The sequence below is a fragment of the Kitasatospora sp. NPDC034023 genome (assembly GCF_055575795.1).
The window spans coordinates 190,488-201,344 of the sequence record NZ_JBVIRY010000013.1 but is presented as its reverse complement, the minus strand read 5'-3'; the positions used below and the strand labels follow the sequence as shown (position 1 = coordinate 201,344).

Genomic DNA, 10,857 nt, shown 5'->3' with positions numbered 1-10,857 from the left:
GACTTTTGGCACGCTGTTGAGTTCTCAAGGAACGGACGCTTCCTTCGGACCGCCTTCCAGCGGACCCTCCGGGCTTCGTTCTTTCGTGTTTCCAGCTTATCAGATGTTTTCCGCTCCGTTTCCGGGGCTTCCTTCATCCAACTCGCCGGTGTCTTCCGGGGCTTGACGCCCTGTCCGACGTTTCAAACTCTAGCCGACCTCCGCTCCGAAAAGCGAATCCAGCCGCAATCCGATAAAACGAACACGCCGAATAAGAACCGAGCCGCGACAAGACACGACTCAGCCCGAACCGGGAACCGGTGTTTCAGGGGATTGGCCGCTCCGGGACCGTCCGCGCAGATGCGTGTCCGGTGCTCCCATGTCGAGCGACTGGGAGACAGTACTCCTATTCCGCACCCGACACAAAATGCTCCGCCGGCGGGCGGTGGCAGGCCACCGCCCGCTCAGTCACCTCTCGCCTGCGCGGTCGAGGTTCAGGCAGAGCGCCCAAACGTCGGAGTAGGTGTTCGGCGAGGGTGAGCCGCCGACGTGGATGTCGGCCGTCCAGTACGCGGGCGTCGTGCTGCCGTCACTGACCGGGTTGCCGTCGGAGTCGCTGGGGTAGCTCCCGGTGAGGTGGGTGCCCTGCGAACCCGCCTTGCTGAAGTCGGTCGTCGTCACCTTGCCTCCGCTGGCGGCGGCACCTCCGCTGACCAGGACGTCGTGCTTGCGTCCGTTGCCACGCCCGCCATCGGGGCTGTCGCAGCCGACCGTCGCCGTCTGGTGGGTGCCTGCGGCCTCCGGGCCGCTCAGCTCGCGGAAGTGGACGGTCGTGGTGATGTTCCGGACGTTGACGTCGTCGCCGCTGCAGATCGCGTAGGCGTACGTCATGTTGCCGCTGTCGCGTCCGCCGCCGATTCCGCCGACGGCGGTCCAGGAGTCGGGGTTGGTCTCCCCGTCCGCGGCGGCCATCTGACCGAAGTCGTGCACGGCGTCGTTGAAGGTGGGGAAGCCGGCGATCGGCTTGAGGCTGCCGACGACGGCGGGGGTGGTCCGGGCACCGCCGCCGATCAGCAGGGTTCCGGCCGGGCAGGTCGCCACCACGGTCTTGGCCGTGTTCCCGACGCTCGGTCCGGGCACCTTGTTCATGACCACCTGGGTGTGCCGGATCCGGTTGCTGGAGAGGCACAGCGCGTAGGCGGTGGTGGAGAACTCGGGGCTGGAGTTGCTGCCGCTGCCGCCGAACGCGAGCCAGTGCGTGGCGTCGGTGCCGACGACGCCGGGTGCGTCGGTGTACTCGGTGACACCGTCGGCGCTGGGCGCGATGCCCAGCATGTGGTTGCCGTTGCCCGCCCGGTCGCTTCCGGTGGTCTGGGAGATTCCGCCGCCGGAGACCAGACCGTGGCTGCAGTCCGCGCGGGACGAGACACCGGTGAAAGGCGTGTCGGGGCCCATGGTGGCTCCGGGGGTCGTCACGGAGACGACCGCGGTGTCGGCGTGCGCGATGTCCGGCACCGCCAGGACGAGCAAGGCACCAGGGATCAGGACGGTCCGCAGGGCGGACCGCCGCAGGGAGTTCTTCCGCACCGGTTTCTTCCTTTCCGACGTTCCGATGGCGCCGCGGTGAACGGCCGCGGCGCCGGTGACTCAGAGGTGCCTCCGAGGTGGCCCGGGGGTGCCTCCGGGCGCCCTCAGGGGTGCCTCAGACGCCGTCGTTGGCGCACAGCGCCCAGACGTCGGAGTGGTTGTTGGTCGACGTCTGGCCACCGGTGTGGGCAGCCGCCGTCCAGGACGCCGCCGTGGTCGTCCCGTCGCTGACCGGATTGCCGCTGGAGTCGCTGGGGAAGCTCCCGTTGAGGTGGTCGCCGCCGGAGCCCGGCCCGGTGAAGTCGGTGGTGGTCACGCTGCCCGCGCTGACGGCGGCGCCGCCGCTGACCAGCTTCCCGTCCCCGACGCCACAACTCACCGTCGCCGTCTGGCCCGTGCTCCCGGTGTTCGGGCCACTCACCTCGCCGAAGCGGACCTTGACGGTGACACCGCTCACGCCGATGCCGTTGCCGCTGCAGATCGCGTACGCGTAGGTCTCGTCGCCGGCGTTCGCGCTGTTGTCCCACCCGACGGCGCTCCAGGAGTCGGGGTTGGTCTCCCCGTCCGCGGCCGCCTTCCTGCCGTAGTCGTGCGCGGCATTGTTGAAGGTGGGGAAGGTGGCGATCGGCTTGAAGGTGCCGGTGTTGCCCGGTGTCAGCAGGGCACCGCCGCCGAGCAGGACCGCGTTGGCAGGGCAGGTCGCCGTCACCAGGCCCACCGTGGTCGCGGCTGTGGGCGTGTTGGCCTTGTTCATGACGACCTGGGTGTGGTTGATCAGGCTGCTGGTGAAGCACACCGCGTACGGGGTGGTGGAGAACGAGGAGTTGACCTGCCCCCCGCTGGCGCCCTTCGCGATCGAGTACGTCACGTCGGTGCCGACGACCCCGGTCGAACCGGTGTATTCGGTGGAACCGTCCGCGCTGGGCTCGATGCCCATCACGTGGTTGCCGTTCACTCCCGCGCCCGTACCGATGGCCTGGTTGATGCCGCCACCGGAGACGAGCCCACCGGTGCAGTGAGCGCTCGTCGAGATCGAGGAGTCGGCGCCTGCGGGCCCGAGGGTGGCCCCGGGGGTCCGCACCGTGACGCCCACCGTGTTGGCGTAGGCGGCCCCCGGCGCCGCCACGACCAGAAGGGCACCTACGACCACTGTCTTTCCTGCGGCGAAGCGCCACAGGGACTTGTCTGCCACCGAGTTCGTCCTCTCGAGATTTCACCGTGCGGAGAGCCGCGAAGAGCCACGAGTGCCGGCCGGAGCCGGGAGACCGTGACGCTGGGTTACGGGCCGATTGAAGCAGCGGTCCGGACGCGCCCGCGACTGGTGCCGAGCACAAGACGACGGGCTCTTCACTGGGTGATCGAACAGGCCGGTACGGCAGGCAGTTGCCGTCGGCGGCGCCGGTGCGCCACCGCGCGACCCGCAGGTCGCGGGTCGCGCAACGCGGAACGCGCAACGCAACGGCCCGGCCTCGCGGTGGGAGTCCGCGAGGCCGGGCCGTTGCCGGGATGGTCGGGTCAGTGCTGCCAGACCCGCACGTAGTCGACCTGCATGTCGGCCGGAGTGACGGCCGGGTACTTGGAATCGACCGCGTTGTTGAGGATCAGGTACATCGGCGCCGCCGTGATGCCGGTGGTGATCTGCCCGACCTTCACACCGTCGTAGTAGTACGTGACCGAGCCCGGCGCCCATTCCGCGCCGTAGGTGTGCCATCCACTGAAGTCGCCGTGCGCGCACCCGCCCGGGCCGCCGGCGTCGGAGTGGAAGTGGTAGCAGGCCTCGCCACCCAGACCCTCCATCACGTCCATCTCACCGTCGGTCGGCCAGTTCTGACCGTCCGCCCAGAAGGCGGGCCAGTTGGCGACCTGCGAGCCGGACGGCGGCAGATAGATGCGGGCCTCGAACGCGCCGTAGGAGAACTGGGCCTTGCCGTTGGTGTTGATCAGACCTGACGTGTACGGGTAGGTCTTGCCGTTCACGGTGGCCGGCTTCTGGACCGCCGCCAGGTGCAGGCTGCCGCCGCTCACCGAAACCTGGGACGGGGAGTACGCGGCGGACTCCTGGGAGTTCACCGGCTGAGTCGTGCAGGTGCTGCAGCCGAACCAGTTGGGATTCCACTTGGCGGCGTCGAGCGAGCTGCCGTTGAACTCGTCCGCGAAGACCGGGCGCCAGGCGCCCGAGATGCCCAGAGGTCCGGCGGAGGTGCCGGTCGTGGGGGCGGTCGTGGCGGTCGGCGACGGCGTCGCGGTGGCGGTGGCGGTGGCGGTCGACGACGGGGACGCCGTCGCGGTGGCCGTCGGCGACGGCGAGGTGGTCGCCGTGGCGGTCGGCGACTGCGTGGCGGTGGCCGTCGGCGACGACGTGGCGGTCGCGGTCGGCGACGGCGTACCGGTCGCAGTGGCGGTCGCGGTCGGCGACGGCGTACCGGCCGCAGTGGCGGTCGCGGTCGGCGACGGCGTACCGGCCGCGGTCGGCGAGGCGGTGGCCGTTGCGGTAGCCGTTCCGGTAGCCGTGGGCGACGGGCTCGGTGCCGGAGCCGAGGAGGCGCGCGAGGTGAAGGTGTTCACCGGGCTCAGGTTGTGCCAGTGGTTGGCGCTCTCATACGCCACGAAGTACGTGTACGTGCCTGCCGGGAAGGTGCGGCTCTGCGGCGTGAACGTGAGCTCCGAAGAGGTCAGCGTCGCTGGGATCGCACCGCGGAAGTCGTAGTGGGCACCGTCGGCCGACCGCACCGCGATGGTCAGCGCCTGGACCGAGGTCTGGCGGGTGGCGTGCAGCTTGGCGGTGGCCGTGACCGGGCTGTCGGCGCCGGGACCGGTCGGCGTGATCGAGATGGAGTCGACCACCACCGGTTCCGTCTGCGTGGACGGCATGGCCCAGGCGGCCGCACCGGTCCCGGTGGCAGCCAGCGCGATCCCGAGCGCGAGGAAACGGCGCCCGCCGGTGAGTGTGCTGCGGCGATGCTTCGAATGCTTGGCCATACGAGGGAGGACCCTTTCGCTCCCCCCTCGACTGTGGACTCGCAGCAGCCTGAAGGAGGGATGGTCCGTATGCAAGCCCAATGCCGCCACCGAATCGACGACATCGGTCACGCACCCGGCAAAGTCCCCTGGTCGGGCGGGCTTTCGAGGCACCGCCATCGGCCGGCTGTGACATGTCGCACAGCCGGCCGATGGCGGAATCAGGAAGACCGGACCAAGGTGGTCGTTATTGAGGCTTTCATCAGCATTTGTCCGTATCAACCGGAAAGCGTCGTTCGACGGCTTCGGCCCCGAACTGGCGGCCATGGTCACGAGGCCTGGCCGGATGCCATCAACTCGGCTTCCCCGTCCTCCACTTGCCCGTGACGACCGACGCGGGGCCCGGTCGGTCACCCGGGTCACGGCCGCCGGATAGCACGGGACGTTCAGCCCCGAGCCGAACCCGATCTCCAGGACATCGCCCTCAAGACCCTCGCAGACCCTTCGCCGGAGATGCGCGGCCTCCTTCGTCCCACAGACGACGTTGACGATCCGCGGCACGACCTGACCGGCGAAGAACCCCATCACGACCTCCAGCCCTCATGCCCGCTCCGGCACCGAGCCGAGCCACCGGCGAAGCCCGTCGGACCGGCGAGAAGGCCCCGTCATCGCCTCCTCCAGCGAGATGCGACTGCGGATTCACGACGAAGACCCCGCCGAATCTGCCGCAGGCCCGACCGGAGCCACCTCCGAGCCTTCAGGCCGCGCCGCCGTGTGCCGGCCAGGCTGTGTCGTCGGCGGCCAGCCACGGCTCGTCCGCGGCAGCGCTGGGGGTTGTCCCGGCAAACACGCGGACGTCGTGGTGAAGGTGGGGCTGGTCGGCATAGCCACAGTCCGCCGCCACCTGCGCGGGGGTGTGTCCGCGGACCAGGCGGTGAACGGCCTGATCGAAGCGGACGAGCATGGCGGCACGTTTGGGTGTCAGGCCGATCTGCGAACCGAAACGCGACCACACGCGCTGGCGGCTCCACCCGGTCCGGGCTGCGAGGTCGCTCACGCGGGTTCGACCACGGCTGGCGACGATCTGACGCCAGACCCAGGCCACCTCGGGATCGACCACCCTGCCGTCACGGAGCCGGGTGAACAGTTCTGTGTCGATCAGCGCGAAGCGCTCCGGCCAGGTTCGCGCATGGTGAAGCCGCTCCCGCAGGCGCGGCGTGTCGCGGCCCCACAGGTCGTCGAGTGTGATGACGCTCCCGCGCAACTCCGCGAGCGGGAGCCCGAGCACGGAGTGCGCAATGAGCGGAGACAGGCGAATCTGCACACACTCGATGCCCTCGGCACGCACCTGGAACGCGCTGAAGGCGAGCCCGGCGGCCAGGCTCGCCGCCCGCATTCGGCCGGCGGCGCCGTGAATGCTGAACGGGCGGTCACCGAACTCGACAGCCACGGTGACGGCCGGGTGGGGGATGGCTCGCAGTTCGACTGGATTGTCACCGTGAATACGGAACCCTGCCATGTCGACACCAGGCAGCGCGGTTTGGCGCGACGGTCGCGCGATCTCCCAAGCCGCAGTGGGACCTGCCCTTCCGCTAACCGGTCGCACGCCTCCACTGTACGAGCGGCTCGGCGGCGGGATCAACCATGCGCGAGGCGTGGACATTTCTCCAAGACGCCTCGCGGCGGCCGTCGGCAGGCTGGTCACGCACAGATCGAGCGACGGAGGAGCCATGGACGAGACGACCACCCCGCAAGACCAACGCACCCACAGCCGCGCGGATCCGGCGCCGCGCGCCCCGCACGGACGGCGGCGGGCAAGGAGGCGGCGGATCACGCTGCTGGCCGTCGGCCTGCTGGCCATCCTCCTCGCGGGCAACACCGTGTCAGTGCGCACGGAGACAGCCGAAGCGTCCGGCGAGCAGATCGTGCGCCTTCCCGGCGGGGACATCCACGTCGTGCAGGATGGGCCCCGCGACGCGCCCACAGTGGTGCTCCTGCACGGCCTGGGCGGCTCGACGGCATGGTGGGATCCAGTGCTGCCGGCATTGCGGGACCTGCACGTGGTGCGGGTGGACCTGCTAGGGCACGGCAGATCGGCCAAACCGGCCGATGGCTACCGCATCGCGGAGCAGGCCCGCCGGGTCGGGGCCGTACTCGATCGGCTCGGGGTGCGCCACGCGACCGTCGTCGGGCATTCGACCGGCGGCACCGTCGCCACGTCGCTGGCCGAACAGCGCCGCGACCTGGTGGCGGCGATCGGGCTGATCGACACCGGCCCGCGGTTGGACGCGTACATCGGCGACAGCTTCGCCAGCCATCTGGTGACCACCCCGGTAGTAGGTGAGCTGCTCTGGCGGCTGCGCACCGACGGCACGATCCGTGACGCGCTGAGCACCGCGTTCACCCGTAAGGTGGGGATCCCCGACCAGATCATCACCGATATCCGGGGCATGACCTACCGCAGCCTCACCGCGACCGACGAGGCGTCCTCCGCGTACGTGAAGGAGGAGCCCATCCCCGACCGGGTCGCCGGGCTCGGCCTTCCGACGCTGGTCATCTTCGGCTCCCAGGACCGACGATGGCAGCCGTCCTCCGCCCAGGACTACCGCCGGGTTCCCCACGCCCGGATCGAGATGCTCGATGGTGTCGGCCACACACCGATGTTCGAGGCCCCCGACGCCACCGGAGCCCTCCTGCACGGCTTCGCCCTCGAAGCCGCGCCACGCTGACCCGGCATCACCACTCACCACAATCCGAGATCTCTACCGAACCCGCGGTGCCTCTGTGTTCTGTCAAGCGGCGATGGGGAAGTGCGCGGCTCGTCGTTCGAAGGCCGGCATCCGGCCGTCCGGGTAGGGAAGATCCGTCGCCTGGTCGTCGGCGGTGTGCTGAGGCCGCCGAGATCCGGGCGGATTCTCCCGCACAAAGGTCATGCTTCGGAAGCCGATCACACGGTATCGGCGCTGAACGTCATGCCAACCCGCGAAGTCACTCATATGAGCCAACCCATGGTCATGTCCGGTATCTCAGGCCCTACTTGAAGCTACGCTTCGACGCCTTGAGCAAGAGATCGGAAAGAGCTCGCACGGCCTCGGCAGGCGCCGGGCCGAGGCATTCACCCACGCAGGCAGGGGATTTGGTGACCGGCGAAGGAATTGACGGCAGTTGTCAGCGGACGGAGGTCGTCGTCATCGGCGCCGGCATGTCCGGAATCGCCGCCGTGATCGCACTGCACCAGGCCGGAATCGACGACGTCGTGGTGCTGGAGAAGACCGGCCGCCTCGGCGGTACCTGGCGTGACAACACCTATCCCGGATGCGGCTGCGACGTGCCGTCCGTGCTGTACGAGTACTCCTTCGCCCCCCATTCCTGGAGCCGGTCCTTCGCCACCCAGCCCGAGATCCTCGGCTACCTCGAAGCCACCGCGGAAACGCACGGCGCCGAAAAGGCGATCCGCTACGGCACCGAAGTCCTCGCCGGCCACTGGGACTCGGACACCCACTTCTGGCACCTGAGCACCACTGCGGGCACCTGGACCGCCCGGACGGTCATCGTCGCCACCGGCCCATGGCACCGTCCCCGCTACCCCGACATTCCCGGGCTCGACGGCTTTCCCGGCGCTGTCTTCCACTCCGCCGACTGGGACCACGGCACCGACCTGACCGGACGCCGCGTCGCGGTGGTCGGCACCGGAGCGTCCACCGTCCAGTTCCTGCCGGAGATCCAGCCACAGGCCGCCCACATCGATGTCTTCCAGAGCACACCACAGTGGGTACTGCCGAAACCGGACCACCCGTACTCCCCCCGCCTCCGCCGATTCCTCGAACGCCGCCCGGCGGCACGCCGCCTCCTGCGCCGCCTGCAGCACTGGACGCAGGAGACGATCGGTGTACCCCTGCGCTACCCGAGACTGCTGGCACCCCTGGAAGCCGTAGCCCGCCTCCACCTGCGTGCCGCCGTGCCCGACCCCGCGCTCCGCGAGGCCCTGACCCCGCGCTACCGCCTCGGCGGCCGCCGCCTGATCGCCTCCAGCACCTACTACCCCGCCCTCACCCAGCCCAACGTCCAGCTGCGCCCCACCCGCGTGACCGCAGTCCACGGCTCCCAGGTCATCGGAGCCGACGGCACCCGCACCACCGCGGACGCGATCATCCTCGCCACGGGTTTCCACGTCGGTGACCTCCCCCTGGCTCCTCGCCTGCACGGCCTCCACGGCACCACCCTCGCCCAGACCTGGGCCGACGACCGCCGTGCCTACCTGGGCACAAGCATCAGCGGATTCCCGAACCTCTTCCTTCTTCCCGGCCCGAACATCCTCACCGGCACGAGTGCGGTCCCGACCGTCGTCGAGGCACAACTCCGCTACATCACCGCCGCCCTCAACCACCTGTACACCAGCGGGAACACCGCACTGGACGTCACGCCGGAGGCTGAAGCGGCACACCACAACGCCCTCCAGCACGCACTCCGCGGCACCGTGTACAACACCACCGGCGGCTCCGGCTACTACTTCGGACTCCCGGGCGTGAACACCTTCTGCTGGCCCTGGTCCGCCGGAAGGCTGGTCAAGCGCCTGCACACCTTCACCCCGGACACCTACATCTGGACCAAACAGCAGTCTGAACCGCGTACCGGAAGGCCCGCCGGAGGAGCAGTAGTACCACCCCCGGCCTCGCGGCAGCGCGCTCACCGACTCACCGCCGAAAACCGCACCCCGTAGGAGCGGTCCCAGGCCCTAGAGGAAGACCGTAACCATCAGTCACGAGCTTTCCCAACTCGCCGATATTGCAAGGAAGTTACCGGCTCTACATTGCACTCCGTGCCCGGTGGGCAGCGATCAGATCTCGGTACCAGGCGTACGAGGCCTTCGGCGTGCTCATCCACGACGACATGTAGGCCGGCTGGGCCTCCGGGAGGAGCTTCTCCGGCGGCGGCTTCCGCAGGGCGTACCGCCGCAGCGCCCCTGTCCAGCTATTCGTGATCGCGCCGCCCGCGCGGGATGGGGAGCAGCAACGCGGCCACGAAGACCACCACTATCAGGCCGATGACCACCAGGTTCGCCCCCGAGATCGACTGCGGACGGGATCTGGCGTCACTCTCGCCCCGCAGCTACGCGTCGGCACCCGCGGTGAGCCGAACGGGCCGGTCCCCGCCGCGGGCCGACGGACGGGACTACCGACGCGGGCAGCGCAGCCGTGGTGCGTCGGCGGGGAGAGGTTCACCCCGTGCCGATCCGGCGGCCGGTGACCTCGGCGGGGCGGATGCGCACCCACAGGGGCCGGGAGCCGCCGGCGTCGCGGATCCAGAGGTCCTCCAGGTGGAGCAGCGCAGGTTTGCCGTGCACGCCCACGTTGGCGACCCGGCCGCCGGGGCGCACCAGGCGGGTGCACAGTTCGAAGGACTCGGGGACGCCGACCGCCTCGATCGCGACGTCCACGCCCAGTCCGTCCCGGCTCAGTTCCTGGACGGCCTCGGGGGTGGCTTCGGCCACGGTCAGGGCCGTGTCGGCGCCGAAGTGCCTGGCGGCGTCGATGCGGCTCTGCGCGAGGTCGATCGCGATGATGCGGGACGGGCTGTAGAGGCGGGCGGTGAGGATGGCGGCGAGTCCGATCGGTCCGGCGCCGACGATCGCGACGGTGTTGCCCGGCTCGACCCGGCCGTTGCGGACGCCGACCTCGTAGGAGGTGGGCAGGATGTCGGCGAGCAGCAGGGCGTCCTCGTCCCGGACGCCGTCGGGCAGCTTGTACAGGGAAGTGTCCGCGAAGGGGGTGCGGACGTACTCGGCCTGGCAGCCGTCGATCAGGTGGCCAAGGATCCAGCCGCCACCGCCGGTGCACTGGCCGTAGCTCGCGGCTCGGCAGTAGGCGCAGCGGCCGCAGGCGGAGATGCAGGAGACCAGGACCCGGTCACCGGCCGTGACGGTGCGCACGCCCGGTCCGGTCTCGGTGACGGTTCCGACGGCCTCGTGCCCGAGGACGCGGCCCTCGGTGACCTCGGGGACGTCGCCCTTGAGGATGTGCAGGTCGGTGCCGCAGATGGTGACGGCGTCCACTCGGACGACGGCGTCCTCCGGGTCTTGGACGGCCGGGTCGGGGGCATCGCCCCAGGTGCGGCGGCCGGGTCCGTGGTAGGTGAGCGCTTTCATGCCGCGGTCGCTCCTCTCGGAGGGCGGATCCGGCGGTTCCGCTCGTACGTCCAGCGTCTCCCGGGCCGCAGCCGTCGCCAGGGGCCCGGTGGGGTGCTCCCGCTGGGCCGATGGACCCCCTTGCGCCCGCCCGGCCGGGGCGATCGCGCCTACGCTGGTCAGTGGGTATCGGGGGCGAGCCAGGGAGG

7 protein-coding genes are annotated in these 10,857 nt (G+C 70.0%); 2 read left to right on the top strand and 5 right to left on the bottom strand.

Annotated elements, in window-relative coordinates; genetic code table 11:
* Positions 1 to 447: 447 nt before the first annotated feature.
* The 4 genes from ACZ52R_RS19510 to ACZ52R_RS19495 all read right to left on the bottom strand — a co-directional run bounded on the left by ACZ52R_RS19510 (position 448) and on the right by ACZ52R_RS19495 (position 6,043).
* Positions 448 to 1,566, bottom strand: coding sequence for a hypothetical protein (locus ACZ52R_RS19510; protein WP_465753801.1), 1,119 nt, complete (start codon positions 1,564 to 1,566; stop codon positions 448 to 450).
* A gap of 115 nt (positions 1,567 to 1,681) precedes the next feature.
* Positions 1,682 to 2,758: a hypothetical protein gene (locus tag ACZ52R_RS19505; RefSeq protein WP_465663994.1), complete on the bottom strand. Its 1,077-nt coding sequence runs from the start codon at positions 2,756 to 2,758 to the stop codon at positions 1,682 to 1,684.
* 323 nt (positions 2,759 to 3,081) lie between these two features.
* A complete protein-coding gene (locus ACZ52R_RS19500; RefSeq protein ID WP_465753800.1) occupies positions 3,082 to 5,109 on the bottom strand; it encodes a glycoside hydrolase family 16 protein in 2,028 nt (675 codons plus the stop codon).
* A 172-nt stretch (positions 5,110 to 5,281) separates the two neighbouring features.
* On the bottom strand, positions 5,282 to 6,043 hold the full coding sequence (locus tag ACZ52R_RS19495; RefSeq protein WP_465623415.1) for a helix-turn-helix domain-containing protein: 762 nt from the start codon (positions 6,041 to 6,043) through the stop codon (positions 5,282 to 5,284).
* A gap of 211 nt (positions 6,044 to 6,254) precedes the next feature.
* Here ACZ52R_RS19495 and ACZ52R_RS19490 point away from each other — a divergent pair, with 211 nt between their 5' ends.
* Complete coding sequence (locus tag ACZ52R_RS19490) at positions 6,255 to 7,253, top strand: alpha/beta fold hydrolase (protein ID WP_465623416.1); 999 nt, start codon at positions 6,255 to 6,257, stop codon at positions 7,251 to 7,253.
* A 410-nt stretch (positions 7,254 to 7,663) separates the two neighbouring features.
* The gene (locus ACZ52R_RS19485; protein WP_465753799.1) at positions 7,664 to 9,244 is read left to right on the top strand and encodes a flavin-containing monooxygenase; all 1,581 of its coding nucleotides are present in this window, start codon (positions 7,664 to 7,666) and stop codon (positions 9,242 to 9,244) included.
* A gap of 498 nt (positions 9,245 to 9,742) precedes the next feature.
* On the opposite strand, the gene ACZ52R_RS19480 is transcribed toward ACZ52R_RS19485, so the two are convergent.
* A complete protein-coding gene (locus tag ACZ52R_RS19480) occupies positions 9,743 to 10,669 on the bottom strand; it encodes an alcohol dehydrogenase catalytic domain-containing protein (protein WP_465753798.1) in 927 nt (308 codons plus the stop codon).
* Between the last annotated feature and the right edge of the window lie 188 nt (positions 10,670 to 10,857).

Bases quoted from the DNA above. Each gene is read 5' to 3' on its own strand.
- ACZ52R_RS19480 (WP_465753798.1), bottom strand. From the start codon at position 10,669: ATGAAAGCGCTCACCTACCACGGACCCGGCCGCCGCACCTGGGGCGAT.
- ACZ52R_RS19500 (WP_465753800.1), bottom strand. From the start codon at position 5,109: ATGGGGTTCTTCGCCGGTCAGGTCGTGCCGCGGATCGTCAACGTCGTC.
- ACZ52R_RS19495 (WP_465623415.1), bottom strand. From the start codon at position 6,043: ATGGCAGGGTTCCGTATTCACGGTGACAATCCAGTCGAACTGCGAGCC.
- ACZ52R_RS19490 (WP_465623416.1), top strand. From the start codon at position 6,255: ATGGACGAGACGACCACCCCGCAAGACCAACGCACCCACAGCCGCGCG.